The 14638-nt window shown below is 71.5% G+C and carries 13 protein-coding genes; 2 read left to right on the top strand and 11 right to left on the bottom strand.

Annotated elements, in window-relative coordinates; genetic code table 11:
• The 6 genes from AC1XX3_RS13060 to AC1XX3_RS13035 form a co-directional block, all read right to left on the bottom strand.
• Nucleotides 1-762 (bottom strand): lysophospholipid acyltransferase family protein, encoded by a 762-nt coding sequence (locus tag AC1XX3_RS13060; RefSeq protein ID WP_483321575.1) that lies wholly within the window; start codon nucleotides 760-762, stop codon nucleotides 1-3.
• A complete protein-coding gene (locus tag AC1XX3_RS13055; RefSeq protein ID WP_483321574.1) occupies nucleotides 759-2312 on the bottom strand; it encodes a lactate racemase domain-containing protein in 1554 nt (517 codons plus the stop codon). The genes AC1XX3_RS13060 and AC1XX3_RS13055 overlap by 4 nt, the downstream gene beginning before the upstream one ends.
• A gap of 68 nt (nucleotides 2313-2380) precedes the next feature.
• The gene (locus AC1XX3_RS13050) at nucleotides 2381-4753 is read right to left on the bottom strand and encodes an HAD-IB family hydrolase (RefSeq protein WP_483321573.1); all 2373 of its coding nucleotides are present in this window, start codon (nucleotides 4751-4753) and stop codon (nucleotides 2381-2383) included.
• Entirely contained in the window at nucleotides 4750-5493 is a 744-nt protein-coding gene (priA, locus tag AC1XX3_RS13045) for a bifunctional 1-(5-phosphoribosyl)-5-((5-phosphoribosylamino)methylideneamino)imidazole-4-carboxamide isomerase/phosphoribosylanthranilate isomerase PriA (protein WP_483321572.1), read from the bottom strand. The genes AC1XX3_RS13050 and priA overlap by 4 nt, the downstream gene beginning before the upstream one ends.
• Nucleotides 5494-5566: 73 nt before the next feature.
• Nucleotides 5567-6607: a hypothetical protein gene (locus tag AC1XX3_RS13040; RefSeq protein ID WP_483321571.1), complete on the bottom strand. Its 1041-nt coding sequence runs from the start codon at nucleotides 6605-6607 to the stop codon at nucleotides 5567-5569.
• Nucleotide 6608: 1 nt separating this feature from the next.
• Nucleotides 6609-7550, bottom strand: a complete 942-nt coding sequence (locus AC1XX3_RS13035; protein ID WP_483321570.1) for an N-acetylneuraminate synthase family protein — start codon at nucleotides 7548-7550, stop codon at nucleotides 6609-6611.
• Nucleotides 7551-7748: 198 nt separating this feature from the next.
• Between AC1XX3_RS13035 and AC1XX3_RS13030 the strand changes: the two genes are divergently transcribed.
• Nucleotides 7749-8744, top strand: coding sequence for a glycosyltransferase family 2 protein (locus AC1XX3_RS13030; protein ID WP_483321569.1), 996 nt, complete (start codon nucleotides 7749-7751; stop codon nucleotides 8742-8744).
• Nucleotides 8741-10129, top strand: coding sequence for a polysialyltransferase family glycosyltransferase (locus AC1XX3_RS13025; RefSeq protein WP_483321568.1), 1389 nt, complete (start codon nucleotides 8741-8743; stop codon nucleotides 10127-10129). Before AC1XX3_RS13030 ends, AC1XX3_RS13025 begins: the two co-directional genes overlap by 4 nt.
• Here AC1XX3_RS13025 and AC1XX3_RS13020 read toward each other — a convergent pair.
• The 5 genes from AC1XX3_RS13020 to hisB form a co-directional block, all read right to left on the bottom strand.
• Nucleotides 10120-11013: a class I SAM-dependent methyltransferase gene (locus tag AC1XX3_RS13020; RefSeq protein WP_483321567.1), complete on the bottom strand. Its 894-nt coding sequence runs from the start codon at nucleotides 11011-11013 to the stop codon at nucleotides 10120-10122. The two genes, AC1XX3_RS13025 and AC1XX3_RS13020, sit on opposite strands and share 10 nt — an antisense overlap.
• The gene (locus tag AC1XX3_RS13015) at nucleotides 11010-12296 is read right to left on the bottom strand and encodes a DUF6716 putative glycosyltransferase (protein ID WP_483321566.1); all 1287 of its coding nucleotides are present in this window, start codon (nucleotides 12294-12296) and stop codon (nucleotides 11010-11012) included. The genes AC1XX3_RS13020 and AC1XX3_RS13015 overlap by 4 nt, the downstream gene beginning before the upstream one ends.
• A gap of 102 nt (nucleotides 12297-12398) precedes the next feature.
• Nucleotides 12399-13364, bottom strand: coding sequence for an HAD-IA family hydrolase (locus AC1XX3_RS13010; protein ID WP_483321565.1), 966 nt, complete (start codon nucleotides 13362-13364; stop codon nucleotides 12399-12401).
• 3 nt (nucleotides 13365-13367) lie between these two features.
• The gene (hisH, locus tag AC1XX3_RS13005) at nucleotides 13368-14000 is read right to left on the bottom strand and encodes an imidazole glycerol phosphate synthase subunit HisH (RefSeq protein WP_483321564.1); all 633 of its coding nucleotides are present in this window, start codon (nucleotides 13998-14000) and stop codon (nucleotides 13368-13370) included.
• On the bottom strand, nucleotides 14000-14638 hold the full coding sequence (gene hisB / locus AC1XX3_RS13000) for an imidazoleglycerol-phosphate dehydratase HisB (RefSeq protein WP_483321563.1): 639 nt from the start codon (nucleotides 14636-14638) through the stop codon (nucleotides 14000-14002). The genes hisH and hisB overlap by 1 nt, the downstream gene beginning before the upstream one ends.

The following is a 14638-nucleotide window of genomic DNA, read 5'->3' as shown; positions in this document are numbered from 1 at the left end:
TCAGCCTCGCCAGATGCGGGTCGTCGATGCCCGGCCGCCGGACGTCGGCGTCTCGGTCTCGGCCCAGATCCGGCGCCAGCTGGCTCCGGTCGGGCCCGAGTCGGGCGACCCGGCGCGTTGGGCGGCCCACCAGGTGGTCGCATCCTCGAGCAGCAGCCGGCGCACCGCCGACTGCAACGCCTCGGTCAGCTCGGCCACCCCACCGGTGCCCGGCTGCAGCGGCGCTCCGAAGCGGACGCTCACCCGCGGCCGGCCGGCCCGTGGGCGGGTACGTCCCGGTGCCATCGCGGCGAACCCGCCGCGGATGCCGACCGGCACCAGCGGCACCCCGCAGCGCGCGGCCAGGGCGGCGGCTCGGTCGGCCGAGACGCCGGCGGTGCCGTCGTGGGACCGGGGCCCACCGAACGCGATCACTACGGCACCGTCGGACAGCCGGGCCTCGATCGCCGCGTCGTCAGCCAGCGGCACGGTCCGGTAGGCCAGGGCCGACGCGCGACCCGGCCACCAGCTCTGCACCAGCTCGTCGTCCCCGACGGCCAGCACGGCGCGGCGGCGCAGGCTCGCCGGCAGGCCGGTGAGCAGGAGTGCCGCGTCCAGGGTGGAACTGTGGTTGGCCACCACGATGGCGGCACCGGAGTGGGCGAGAAGGTCCTCGGCGCCGTGCACCTCCACCGTCAGCAGCCGGCGCAGCAGCGGCAGCAGGGCGATCCCGACCGGGAGCGGCCGCACGGCCGTCCCCACCGGCCGGACCAGAGCTGTCACCGCACGTCCACGATGGTGTGGGCCGGGGAGTGCAGCAGGCTGACCCGTGGCGACCGGCCAACGGTGGAGGACACGATCTCCAAGGCGTCGGCCAGCGTTGAGGCTGCACGGAAGCCGAGCCGGGCCACCGTGGCGCGGTCGGCACCGACCCAGACGATGTCGCTGCAGTGCTGCCGGGCGGCGGAGAGCTCGTACCACAGGTGGAACGGGTGCACCCCGTGGAACGCGACGCTGGTGCGGTAAAGGTGGCTGTACCACGGGTCCTCGGCGAACTTGGCCTCGAACTCGGCCTGCAGCACCGCCGGGTCGGTGCCCGCGGTCAGCGCCTCGGCGAAGAAGTCAACGTACGAGGGGTGATGCAGCGGGGAGAAGTCCGCCGCCATCGGGTGATAGAGCACCAGGGCGCCGCCCTCGCGGACCAGCGGACGGCCGGTGTGCGCGCCGAAGGCGGCGTGCAGCCCCGACCAGGCCGCGATGATCGGGTTGGTGACCGAGTCGACGGTGTACGGGTCGGACTGGCCGACCCCGATGATCCCCACGTCGACCTGGCCCTCGATCTCGACCAGCTGCTGAGCGCGGATGCCCGCCCGGGTGGCCTCAGCCACGGCTGCGGGCTCGCCGGCGCTGACCTGGGTCACGGAATAGTTGCCCGCGATCCGGTCAACCATCCGCTGCCGGGTCTTGGCGGGGGTGGCGTCGATCGCCCGGCGCAGGCCGCTGGCGAGCGCGCGGTCCCGCAGGCTCCATTCCCACTCCCGCTTGCCGAGGAACTCCAGCCCGGTGCCGAAGACCGACTCCGAGCCGAATACCGCGGAGTTGAGGACGGCCTCGACGCAGAAGATCGGTACGGCATCGGCGACCAACGCAGCCACCGCGTCGGCCGCGGCGCTGCTCGCGCCGAGTCCGCGCAGCTGGCCCACGGTGCCGACCGAGCCCAGTCCGGCCGCCACGGCGACCGCACCGTTACCGGAGTCGCGGGTGGCGACCCGGACGAAGACCAGCAGGTCGCTGGTCGCAGCCCGGGCGTTCAATGCGACCGGGCCGGCGTCGGTGGAGCCGACCTCGATCAGCTGGTCGACGTCGTCGGCGTCATGGTTGGTCAACAGGCCGTCGGCGTGGAACGAGCGGTACACCCGCTCGCCGAGGACGTGCTGCAGCTCGGCGTCGGTGCTGCGTCGCTGGAGTCCGTTGGCGTTGATCAGGGCCACATCGTCCACCCCGGCTGCGGCCGCCCTGGCCAGCACCGCCTCGAGGATCCGACCGCGCACGTCCGGGCGACGCATCCGGGGGTTGGGGGTGCCGAGATCGTCGAACGCGATGGTGAGCGCCATCCCGGCGTGCAGCCGGGCTGCCAGCGGCTCCGAGCCCGCGGGGGCGTCCAGGGCACTCTCGATGCACTCGGTCAGGTCCGGCACCGCAGGCAGCGGGTCGGGCGGGTAGACCACCGATGTACCGAGCGGGAAGCGCTCCAGCCGGAAGCCGGCGCCCTCCTGCACCACCAGCGGCGGGGTGCGGTCATCGACCTCGAGCACGAAACCGGGGCGGGCCATCTAGCGATCTCCTGTCGGTGCGGTCGCGGACAGCGCGACCGGAAAACTCGCGGGGGTACGGGGGGCGCTCATCGGGGCAGCACCCAGCGCGGGTTGCTGGGGCGGATCTTCCACTCGACCACCGACCACTGGTTGTTGCCGGCCGCCCGCATCAGAGGGACGTCGGGACTGACCGCCACCGCGTTGCCGACGGTGGACAGCATCGGCAGGTCGGAATGGGAGTCGGCGTAGGCGAAGCTGCGGCTCAGGTCGTGCCCGTTCACCGTGGCGTAGTGCTGCAGCCAGGCGGCTCGGGACTCCCCCACCAGCGGCGGTCCGGTGAGGAAGCCGGTGCACCGGCCGTCGGCATCGGTGGCCAGATCGGCGGCCACGATGACGTCGAACAGCGGCCGCAGTGGCCGGGTCAGCGGCCGCACCGCCCCGGTGATCAAGACGGTGGTGTGGCCGGCCGCCCGGTGTTCCCGGACCCGGCGGATCGCCTCCGGCGACAGCCGGCTGAGCACGTGCGGAGCCAGCGTGGTGTCGATCGACTCCTCCAGCGCGGCCAGATCGGCGCCGGCGTAGCGGCGGTAGACAGCGCGCAGGAACGTACCCCGGTCGCGTCGCTCGGCCCGGATATAGGCGGGCAGCCGCCGCAGCACCTGCCCCATCTCCTCCGCCTGCCGAGCCGGCGACAGCTCAGGCAACCGCGCCCACAGGTACTGCTCGATGACGTTGGTCGACATGATGGTCCCGTCCAAGTCGAACACAGCCACCGCCTGGCTGCCGGCGGTGTCGCGGGACAGGTCCTTCATGGTGCTGGGCCGTGAACCGCGCTTGCGCCGGATCGCGTCGAGCCGGCGGACCGGTGCGGTGATCGACGGGCAGTGCACCTGTTCGATGTATTCGGTCCAGTCGAACACGGCGGTGTCGAAGGCGAACACCGGCTGGTCGTCGGGGTGCAGCGACTTCGTCAGCGCCAGCGTGTTGTCGTCGACGAAGTGCAGCTCGGACTGGGCGTACTCGTTGTAGAGCGACAGATAGCGGCGCAGGAAGTCCAGCCGCCCGCGGGTGCGGTCCAGGTCGCGGGCGAGCTTTCGGGTCCGGTTGCTCCGGGGAGCCTTGGTCAGGACCCGCTCAGCCAGACCGTGGGCCCGCTCCGAGGTCGAGAGCAGCCGCTCCACCGACGTCGCGCCGGGGAACTGCCACTGCGGCAGCGACGCCACCCCACGCGAACCGCCTTCGAACGGGTGGGCGGTGAAATAGTTGCGGATGTGGCCGTAGATCTGCTGGAAGGTCAGCGGGTTCCGGGCGCCGGAGGAGACGTGGTAGTACTCCGCCTCCCCGATGGCCGGCTCGGTGGCACAGACCGCGACGATGGCGTTGACCACGTGGTCGCACGGCACGATGTCGACCACCGCGTCCGGCGAGGCGGGGAACTCGGGCAGGTCGCCACGGCCGTACGCCAGGATCAGCGGTTCGGCCATCTTGAAGCCCTCGATCCACCCCGGGTACGGATGCAGCCAGGAGGACTCGACGATGGCGGGGCGCACGACGGAGACCCGGAGCGGCGCACCGAGATCGGCCACCACCCGCTCCCCGAGGGCCTTGGTGAAGGTGTAGACGTCGGTCCAGCCCAGCGACCGGGCGCGCTCGGTGCCCGCCTCGACCAGCTTGGCCCGGACCCACTCCTTGCGGCGTCGCTCGGTGTCGGCCGCGGTGGTCAAGAAGCCCGCGGCGCGGTGCTCGCGCTCGGCCTCCTTGCGCAGCGCGGCCAGCTGCTCGGAGGTCCGCGACTCAGCTTCGATCAGCTCGCGCATGCCGAGACCGGCCGCGGTCTCCGCGTCGTAGTCGATGCTGTGGACGTGCGCGGCCTCCGGGATGGCGCCACGTCGGCGGCCGGCGGTGTAGGCCGTCGAGATGTGGACGTAGTGCGGGATCTTGACCAAGGTGGCGTCGGCGTCGGAGCAGGCCTCGATCATCCGGGTCATCAGCGCCTGGGTGCCGACCACGTTGGTGGTGAACGCCTGGTCGATCGGCGGGTCGAACGACACGTCGCCGGCGCAGTGCACCACCACGTCCAGGTCCCGCGGCAGTTCGGGCACGTTGGGGAGGTCGCCCTCGATCACCTGGATCCGCGTGTCGACCAGCGCCTCCGCGCCACCGGCGGCGTCGCGGAGGTCGGCGAAGATCTTCTTCTTCACCAGCGCGACGACCCGGTCACGGGCGCCGGCCGAGCCCTTGCGCCGGACCAGCACCGCCGGCGTGGTGTCGGGCAGCTCGACCAGGATCTTCCACAGCAGCTGCTCGCCGATGAACCCGGTGACACCGGTCAGGACGATCTTCTTGCCCGCCAGCAGGTCGCGGAGCCGCCCGTCCAGTCGCGGCCGCGTGCTCGCGCTCGCCCCGCTCGCTGCGGCTGGTCCGCTGCGGCGAAACGCCTCGGCCGGGGGCGCGCTCATCGGGCTCCTGCGCCAGTCCCGCGGGCGGTCGCCAGCGCGTCGGCGATGGTGAAGCTGCCGACGTAGAGGGCCGTGCCGATGATCGCGCCCTCGACCCCCTCGGGCACCATTCGGGCCAGGGCGGCGATGTCGTCCAGGGTGGAGATCCCGCCGCTGGCCACGACCGGCTTGTCGGTTCGCGCGCAGACGGCGCGCAGCAGCTCGGTATTGGGTCCGGACAGCATCCCGTCCGAGGCGACGTCGGTGACGACGAAGCGGGCGCAGCCGGCGCGGTCCAACCGGTCGAGGGTCTCGAACAGGTCGCCGCCCTCGCGGGTCCAGCCGCGGGCCGCGAGCTTGTCGCCCTTCACATCCAGGCCGATGGCGATCCGATCGCCATAGGTGGCGATCACCTCGGCGCACCACTGCGGGTTCTCCAGTGCGGCGGTGCCGATGTTGACCCGGGCGCACCCGGTGGCGAGCGCCCGCTCCAGGCTGGCGTCATCGCGGATGCCGCCGGACAGCTCCACCTTGAGGTCCATCGCGGCGGTCACCTCAGCGATCACCGCGGCATTGTTGCCTCGGCCGAAAGCTGCGTCCAGGTCGACCAGGTGGATCCATTCCGCCCCGGCCTGCTGCCAGCGACGCGCGGCCGCGCCGGGGTCACCGAACTTCTTCTCCGAGCCCGCCTTGCCCTGGACGAGCTGGACGGCCTGACCGTCGGCGACGTCCACAGCGGGGAGCAAGACCAAGGAATGCACGCGATGACCCTATCCGAGTTGGCGGCACGCCCGAAACGACGCGGAGCCAGGCTGCGGGACACCGTCGATGGGGTCAGCAGGCCACCGTGGTCAGGCCGTACTGGCTGCGGGCGGTCCGCGTCACGCTGGCGAGGAAGGTGCTGTTGGCGACCGCCGCGGCCGGGGTGAACCAGCTCCGTTCGACGTCGCAGACCAGCACCCGCACGCCGCAGCCGCGCAGCACCAGCGGCAGCGTGTGCACCACGGTGGAGGGAAAGCTGACCACCGTGGCTCCGACCGGTCCCCGGCGGGCCAGCAGCTCGAGCGGCAGCTCGGGGCGGACCACCGTCAGGCCCAGCGTCGCGATTCGGGCCAGCTTGGCCGGGTCCTCCTTGCGGTGGGCCAGATAGCGGTCCAGCCCGTGGGCCTGGGCCAGCCGGCCCACTCCGCGCAGATAGCGCTCGGCGTCGACCACCCCGGTCTCCACCAGGGACGTACCGATCAGGTCCCCGCCGGTCTTGACGAGCGGCGCTGGGTGCTGTGACCGGACCCAGGCGAACTCGTTGCGGATCACCGGCACCCGGTCGAGCTCGACCGGCAGGCAGGTGAACAGGCTGAGCCGGCAGCCGGTCTCCGGTGCCATCCGGCGGCGCACCGAGTACGCCAACCGGCCGCGGGCGACGTCGACGATCTGGCGGCGCTGGGCAGGGGCGCGGCGATGGTGCCAGCGGATGAGGTGCTCCCCGGACGCCCACTGCCGGGCGAACTCCAAGGTGGCCGAGCCGTCGTCCACGATCACCACCTCGCGTGGCCGGCGAATGCTGAGCACCACCTGCATCACCCCGGAGAAGGGGTCGCCGATCACCAGCCGCTCGGCGTCACCCAGCACCCCGGCCAGCGAGCGTACGGTCCGCGCCGTCGCCGCACCGCCGAGACGGGGTTCATGCCAGTCCACGACGAACCCCGACCGGCGGGCGAGCTCGGCCATCCGGCGCAGCTGCAGCCGAGTCATCTCCAGCCGGGGGGCGAGCACCACGATGCTCACCTGGTCGGGCGCCGTCGCGGTGGCGTGGGCCCACTCCGCCACGTTCAGCAGCTGGGCGGGGCTCTCCACCAACGCGACGGCGCGGCTCATCTCAGGCGCTGACCAGGTCCGCGGCCGCCGCCTCCGCCGCAGCCACGACGCCGGGCACCCGACGCAGCTTCTTCATGGCGGCGAGCTCGCCGTCGTAGACCCTCTTGACCCCGTCGCCGAGTGACTCCGAGATGATCCGGATGTCGCGTACCAGCCGCTGCAGACCTGTCGGCTCGACCGAGGCGGCCTGGTCGGAGCCCCACATGGCCCGGTCCAAGGTGATGTGCCGCTCGACGAAGGCAGCGCCGAGGGCGACGGCGGCGAGCGTGGTCTGCAGCCCGGTCTCGTGGCCGGAGTAGCCGATCGGTACGTTCGGGAACTCCGACTGCAGGGTGTGGATCATCCGCAGGTTGAGCTCCTGCGGCGCGGCCGGATAGGTGCTGGTCGCGTGGCAGATGACGATGTTGTCGCTGCCGAGCACCTCGACCGCGTGCCGGATCTGCTTCGGCGTCGACATGCCGGTGGACAAGATGATCGTCTTGCCGGTGGCCCGAAGCCGACGCAGCAGGTCGTCGTCGGTCAACGAGGCCGACGCGACCTTGTGGGCGGGCACCTCGAACTCCTCCAGGAAGTCCACCGCCTCGGTGTCCCACGGGGAGGCGAACCAGTCGATCTTGCGCGACCGGGCATACTCGTCGATCTGGCGGTAGTCGTCGTGGTCGAACTCGACCCGGTGCCGATAGTCGATGTAGGTCATCCGACCCCACGGGGTGTCCCGCTCGATGTCCCACTGGTCGCGCGGCGTGCAGATCTCGGGGGTGCGCTTTTGGAACTTGACTGCGTCACAGCCGGCCGCGGCCGCCTGGTCGATCAGGGCGAAGGCGTTGGCCAGTTCGCCGTTGTGGTTGATGCCGATCTCGCCGGTGATGTACACCGGCTGACCTGCACCGACGATGGTGTTGCCGATGGCCCGCGTCGGACCGGAGAACAATGGTTGGGTCATGATCGAAAACTAGGCAGCCGACATGGCCAGCGCCCCAGCGACACCTGAACGCCAGGCGAACAGATTCCCGCAAAGTCGTGCCGATGTGGCGCTGGTCGCAGCGGCGTCGACCGCGTTGGTGCGCGGGTCGTCGACTGTTCACCTGCTGGTCGTTCGGTGATCACCGACTCAGGCAACCGGCGCCCTAGGTTGCGGCGGGTGACGAAACTGTCGGTGATCGTGCCGTTCTTCGACCTTGCCCCACTGGTACCCGAGACCTTGGCCAGCCTGCGGGCTGCCGCGCACCCGGACGTGGAGTTCGTCTTCATCGACGACTGCTCCACCGACGCCACCGGCGAGCTGCTCGAACAGGGGGCAGCGTCCATCCCCCGGAGCCGGGTCATCCACAACGCGGTCAACGCCGGTCTCGCCGCGACCCGCAACGTCGGGATCGACCAGACCGACACTGCCTATCTCACCTTCCTCGACGGCGACGACTTCGTCGCTCCCGATTACTACCCCCGGCTGCTGGGCGAGATCGAGCGGTTGGGCTGTCAGATGGTGCGCACCGACCACGTCCAGGTCCGGGGTCGTCGTCGCGCCGTGCACCGCATCCCGCACGGACCCCGTGGCCGGGTATGCAGTCCGCGCGACTCGATCCTGCCCATCCACCGGCCCACCTCGGTGGACGCCCCGCATGCCTGGGCCGGCATCTACACCCGAGGGCTGGCCGACCGCGGACTGCTGCACTTCGATCCCCAGCTGCGCACCTGCGAGGACCGGCCGTGGATCTGGCGGCTGCACCTGCGAGCCGACAGCTTCGCCGTCGTCGGCCTGCATGGGCTGTTCTACCGCCGTGAGGTGGCCGGTTCGCTGACCCAGCAGTCGACCGCCCGCCAGTTCGACTTTCTCCGCGCTTTCGACCAGATCATCGCCGACGTCGCCGCCGACCCGGAGGCGGAGCGGCTGATGCCGAAGGCGCTGCGGGCGTACTGCGCGATCATCTGTCATCACCTGAGCCGGACGGAGCGAGCCGAGGAGTCGGCGCGGACGCTGACCGGCTTCAGCTATGACGCAACCCTGGCCGCCCAGCTGACGGTGCTGTGCCGCGACGCCCTGCGTCGGCTACCTGCCGACGCGCTGGTGCCGGTGCTGTCGAGCATGGACGCCGACCGGCAGGCGCGGATCCGTGACCTGATCGGAGCGGAGCGATGAGCGCTGGGCGGACCACCGCACCGACGGCCGCCCCCGAGACCCAGGTCTTCGTCGCCTCCACCGTGTACGGTCTCGCCACCGTGGTGGCGGCGCTCGACGACGGACGGTTCCCCGACGCCGGCCTGCGGATCCTGGTGATCAGCAACAACAGCGCCAACCCCGAGACCGCGAGGCCGATGTCGGCGATGAGAGGCTTCGAGGTGCTGGTGAAGTCGTTCGACCGGGTGCTGTCCTACAACGATGCCGTCGCCCCGCAGCATCCGTCGGAGTGGATGCCCCGGGGGGTCGACCTCCCGTTGTGGGAACGGCACTTCCGTTCTCTGTGGCAGCTGCCGGACGGGCCGGTGCGGCTGGTGGTGGAGAGCATCCACGTGCGCCCGGCCGCCGCCCTGACACAGATCTTCGGCGACGCGGCGGTCGACGTCTACGCCGACGGGCTGATGAGCTACGGACCGACCCGCAGCCCGCTGCCCACCCTGGTGGGGACCCGGGTGGAACGGCTGCTGCACCTCGACCTGGTGCCGGGGCTCCGACCCGTGCTGCTGAGCGAGTGGCAGACCGAGCAGGTCATCATCGGCACCGCCGCGTTCCGCTCGGTGCTGGACCAGCTGTCGGCGAACGCCGACCTGACCACGCCGACCGACCGACCGGTGGCGCTGCTGCTCGGGCAGTATCTGTCGGCCCTCGGGATCCTGACCGAGGTGGAGGAAGAGGAGCTGCACCGGCAGCTGCTGTGCGCGGCGGTGGCCCACGGCAGTCGGCGGGTGGTGTTCAAGCCGCACCCCTCCGCCGGCCGCCACCTGGCCGAGGCCATGATCACCGAGGCCGCCCGCATCGGCGTCGAGCTGGTGATCAGCACCGACGCCGTGCTGGCCGAGACGCTGTTCGACCGGCTCGACGTCGAGGTTGTCCTCGGCTGCTTCTCCACCGCCCTGGTGACGGCGCGGGCCTGCTACGACCTGCCGACGCTGCGGGTCGGCACCGAGCTGCTGCTGGAACGGCTCGCGCCGTACGAGAACAGCAACCGCATCCCGGTCACCGTCATCGACGCGGTCGTCCCCGACGGCCGAGCCCAGGCGGAGATGTCGGCGATCGAGCTGAACCGGCTGGTCCGTGCCGTCTCCTACTGCATGCAGCCAGGCAGCTACCCCGAGCTGCGCGACGACGCCGAGCGGCTGCTGATCGACCACTACGACCCGCTGCGCCGCTACTTCAAGCGCAAGCGGCTGACCCGGCTGGACCTGCCCGGTCGGTTCCCGGCCAAGCCGGTCGCCGGCCGTCGCACCATCCTGCGCCACCGGCTGCGCCGGGCCGTGGTGCGTCGGCTGCCGGCCGTTGCGGTGCAGGTGCTCCGCAGCGCGGCAGCCCGGTCCGCTCAGTCCTGAGCACGCCTGGAGCTGCGGCGACGGGCGACGACCAGGCGGGTCAGTGCGGGCGGAGCGACGTCGCGTGCCAGCGTCCGGGCCAGCCGCCGCGTCGGGGACGCGATGACGCGCTGCGGTGCCGAAACCGGCGGTGCCGGGGCTGGGGCCGACTTCTTCTCGTGGTGGCCGATGCGCAGCACCGGGACCCCGACGATCTGCTGCTCCTGCGCCCAGATCCGGGAGTCGCCGTCCACCAGTCGGGCGAATGCGTCCCGGTACGGCTCCGGAGCGGAGTAGACGCCGTAGAACTTGCGGGCCGTCAGTGCCACCGGGATCAGACCAGAGCGAAAGACCGCCTCCCACACCGCGGCCGAGACGCCGGGGGTGTGCTCGGCCCGCCAGTCATCGAAGACCACCATCCCGCCGGGACGCAGCAGCAGCTTGGCGTTCGCGGCGTCGACCCGTACGGCGCTGTAGAGGTGTGAGGCGTCGATGTGCACGAAGCGTGCCTCCCCCGGCGCGACATGGTTGACGATGTCGGCACTGGGCGCCTCCACGATCTGCGGCAGCTGCGGGTGCAACGCCAGGTAGTTGGCCTCGAACTGCTGCCGCGACAGCGTCCGATAGGACTTGTGGTTCTCCGAGCGGTTGGCGCGCGCGTCGGCGGTGTCGGTCAACAGGTCCTCGCGACCGAACAGGTCGAGGGCCACGAACCGCTCCCCCTCGGCCAGGTGGTTGCCGATGATCACCGCGCTCTTGCCCAGGTAGGTCCCCAGCTCCACCAGTGCACCGGGCGGTCGACCGGCCTGCGACTCCAGCGCGGTCTCGAACATGCGCCGGTCGATCCACCAGAACCAACCGGGGATATCGCCGTAGGTGTTGATCACAGCGGCGTTCGCAGTCACAGCAGGCCTGCCTTTCGAGCCGCAGTCCGCAGCGGCCGGTTGATCGCGGGTGGGAGAAGGGCGGCCGAGACGTGGACCATCGATCCCTTCCAGGGACCGAGCCGGTCGACGCGGCCGCGCCAGCCGCGGGCGGCGGCGCGGCGCGGACCCTGGCTGCCGGCGGTGGCGCGGTGGAACTCCGCGGCGCCGCGGTAGTACTCGGAGTCTTCGACGGCGCGCGACGGCCGCTCGCCAGTGTCGAGCAGCTGCTCGACCCGGTCGGCGATGACCTGCGGCGCGGTCCGGGTGTGGTGTAGGAACCAGCTGTCCCGCCAGGCCGGTGCCGGTTCGCCCAGCTCGTCGGCGCCGATCTGGCCGAAGGTGCGCAGCAGGCCGCTGTCGAGGAACACGTGGTTGCCGAACCGCTCGTGCACCCCGAGGTCAAGGATCAGCCCGACCCGGCAGCCGGCATCGATCGCCTCCAGGCAGGCGGTCGACGACATCGTCAGCAGCAGGTCGACGGTGGGCAGGATCTGACTGATCGGGGTGTAGTCGACGCGCAGGTTGTCCGGCAGCTCAACGTCGGACAGCAGCTCGGCCGGATGGTGCCGCATCCGGTGGAAGGTGTGCTCACCGACCCGGTGGCGTGGCTTCAGCAGCACCGTCCGGTCGGGATGCGCGCGGGCGTACTCGATCAGCTGGAGGTAGAGGTAGCGCCGCTCCCGGGCCGACGACGGGACCGTGGGCTGGTCGGCGAAGAGCACGGTCCGGATCGGGCCGGTGCGTACGGCGGCGGGCTCGGGCGACAGGAACGGCAGCCCGGTCAGCACCAGGTTGTCGGCCGGCAGCACCAGGCGGCCGGCCACGGTGGCGAAGTGGTCGAGGTCGCTGCGCGAGTTCACCGCCACCAGGTCCGAGCCACAGCGGTCCAGATAGCCGGCGGTGGCCTTCTCGATGATGATGCCGACCCAGCCCGTGACCACCACCGGGGAGACCGTGCGGCGCCCGGCCGCCTCCGCCGCGCGTCGCCGGGCAGCCAGGTCGAACAGCAGCGCGCGGGTGCCAGGGCCGGACAGCGCGCAGACCACCACGTCGCTGGCCAGGGCGGCGTCCAGGGTCTGCGACCAGCTGGCGTGGTCCACCTGGTCGAAGCCGGCGGCCGAGATCTGGGCCGCTGACAGCGCCGAGCGGACGTCGGGTACGACCACCCGAGCGACCGATCCACGGGCCTCGAGCTCGGTCCGGATCCCCGCACACCACTTCAGCTGTGAGTCGAACGCCGCGACGAACAGGACCTGCCTCATGCCACCTCTTCTGCTGCCGGAGCCCGGAACGGTAGCCGCGGCAGGTGACCAGCCACCGACCGGCAGATGAACGCCGCCGGTCGGCTGCTCGACAGCCGGTCGTCAGCCGGCTCGCTCAGGCAGCGGCCAGGGATGCACGGTCCGCACGGCGGTCAGGGCCAGCTCGGCGAACAGGTGCGGGTACGCCTGGCCGGCGCCGAGGTCCTCCACCACCACGGGCAGCCCATCCGCGTCCGGGTCCAGCTCGAGCACGACCAGCTGTGACGGGTCGAGGTCGGCGTACACGAAGTCGGCGACCCCGGCCAGCTGCTCGGCGAAGGACAGATGGACGTACCCCTCGGCCCGTTGGGTGGCGCCCCGGGTCGACCAGACGTACGTCCCCTGCTCGTTGGCCTCGGCCCAGGTGGCGGCCTCGGTGAGGTGGAAGACCGGGCGGCCCAGCGGTCCGCGCTCCCCCAGCAGCCCCAGCTCGACCAGCCGGACCCGGAGCGAGGACGCGTCGGTGAAATGGATGCCGGTCAGGCCGAGCTGTGACGCCGCGGCCACGTTCGGGAGCGAATCGTCGATGAACACGCACTCCTCGGGCTGCAGCCCGTGCCGCTCACACAGCAGCGCGAAGATGGCCGGGTCCGGCTTGGCCAGCTGCTCGGCCCCGGAGACGAGAATGTCGGCGAACCGGCCCAGCAGGCCGAACTCGGCCTGGGCGACCGGGAAGGTCTCCGCCGACCAGTTGGTCAGCGCCAGCAGACCGACCCCGCGTTGCTGCAGCTCGGCGATGACCGCACCGGTGCCGGGCACCATCCCGGTCAGGGTGTGCACGAAGTGGCGCCGGTACGCCCGGATGGCGTCGGTCTCGTCCGGGAACCGGGCGATCAGCTGGGCCTCGCCCTGGTCGAAGGGGGTGCCGGCGTCGTGGGCACGGTTCCAGGTCCCGAAGTCGATCCGGGCCATGAACTCGTCGATCTGGTCGGCGTGCATCACCGATTCGTACGCCCGCCGCGGGTCCCAGCTGAGCACCACCCCACCCAGGTCGAAGACGACAGTGGAGAAGGTGGGGTGCTCAGGCATGGGTCACAAGATAGCGACCCAGTTCCGCAGCAGGGCGGCCCCCGCGTCGCCGGACTTCTCCGGGTGGAACTGGGTGGACCAGATCGGTCCCTCCTCGACCGCAGCGACGAACCGGTCGCCGCCGTGCTCGGCCCAGGTGATGCGCCGCCCCGGTGCCGCGGTCAGCTCGCGGACGCCGTAGGAGTGCACGAAATAGAACCGCTGGTCGGCGATCCCGGCGAACAGCGCGGAGTCGCTCGGAGGTTGCACCGTGTTCCAGCCCATGTGCGGCAGCCGGTCGGACTCCAGCTGCTCCACCCGACCGGGCCAGACGCCGACGCCGGGCGCCTCGATGCCGTGCTCCACCCCGGTCTCGAACATCACCTGGTGACCGACGCAGATCGCCAGCACCGGCCGGCCGGCGGCGATCCGCTCGGCCACCACCGCCCGGCCGCCGACCGCGGCGAAGCCCTCCATGCAGGCGGCGAAAGCACCGACCCCGGGCACCACCAGCCCGTCCGCGGCCAGGGCCGCCGCCGGGTCGCTGGTCACCTGGACGTCGACCCCGGTGCGGGCCACCGCCCGCTCGGCCGAATGCAGGTTGCCGGAGCCGTAGTCCAGCACCACCACCGTCGGAACGCGTGCGGCGCCGCCCATCAGAGGGCGCCTTTGGTGCTGGGGATCCCGTCGACACGGGGGTCCAGGGCGACCGCGTCGCGAAGCGCGCGGGCGAGCGCCTTGAACTGCGCCTCGACCACGTGGTGCGGGTCGCGGCCGGCGATCACCGTCAGGTGCAGACACAGGTGGGCGTGGAAGGCCAACGTCTCCATCACGTGCCGGGTCAGGGAACCGATGTAGGGCACGCCGACGTTGCCGCCGCCGATCAGTGCGTACTCCTGCCCGGCGGGCTCACCGCTATGGACGCAGTACGGCCGGCCGGAGACGTCGACGACCGCCTGCGCGAGTGCCTCGTCCAGCGGCACCAGCGCGTCGCCGAAGCGGCGGATGCCGCGCTTGTCCCCGAGCGCGGCGCGGAGAGCCTGGCCGATCACGATGGCGGTGTCCTCGACCGTGTGGTGTGCATCGATGTGGATGTCACCGACGCTGCTCACCTCGAGGTCGAACAGGGCGTGCTTGGTCAGCGCGGTCAGCATGTGGTCGTAGAAGCCGACGCCGGTGACGATCTTGGCCTGGCCGGTCCCGTCGAGGTTGAGCGCGACGGTCACCGTCGACTCCGAGGTGGTGCGCTCGATCCGGGCGGTGCGCGGAGCAGGCTGGGGGCTGGACTCGGTCAC

The sequence above is a fragment of the Microlunatus sp. M237 genome, from assembly GCF_056896895.1.
Note: the sequence above shows the minus strand (reverse complement) of the source record. Positions and strands in the feature narration are given on the sequence as shown.

What these genes read in the sequence shown, in the direction of transcription:
- AC1XX3_RS13055 (WP_483321574.1), bottom strand. Translation starts at nt 2,312, where the DNA reads ATGGCCCGCCCCGGTTTCGTGCTCGAGGTCGATGACCGCACCCCGCCG.
- AC1XX3_RS13050 (WP_483321573.1), bottom strand. Translation starts at nt 4,753, where the DNA reads ATGAGCGCGCCCCCGGCCGAGGCGTTTCGCCGCAGCGGACCAGCCGCA.
- AC1XX3_RS13040 (WP_483321571.1), bottom strand. Translation starts at nt 6,607, where the DNA reads ATGAGCCGCGCCGTCGCGTTGGTGGAGAGCCCCGCCCAGCTGCTGAAC.
- AC1XX3_RS13035 (WP_483321570.1), bottom strand. Translation starts at nt 7,550, where the DNA reads ATGACCCAACCATTGTTCTCCGGTCCGACGCGGGCCATCGGCAACACC.
- AC1XX3_RS13025 (WP_483321568.1), top strand. Translation starts at nt 8,741, where the DNA reads ATGAGCGCTGGGCGGACCACCGCACCGACGGCCGCCCCCGAGACCCAG.
- AC1XX3_RS13015 (WP_483321566.1), bottom strand. Translation starts at nt 12,296, where the DNA reads ATGAGGCAGGTCCTGTTCGTCGCGGCGTTCGACTCACAGCTGAAGTGG.
- AC1XX3_RS13010 (WP_483321565.1), bottom strand. Translation starts at nt 13,364, where the DNA reads ATGCCTGAGCACCCCACCTTCTCCACTGTCGTCTTCGACCTGGGTGGG.
- hisH (WP_483321564.1), bottom strand. Translation starts at nt 14,000, where the DNA reads ATGGGCGGCGCCGCACGCGTTCCGACGGTGGTGGTGCTGGACTACGGC.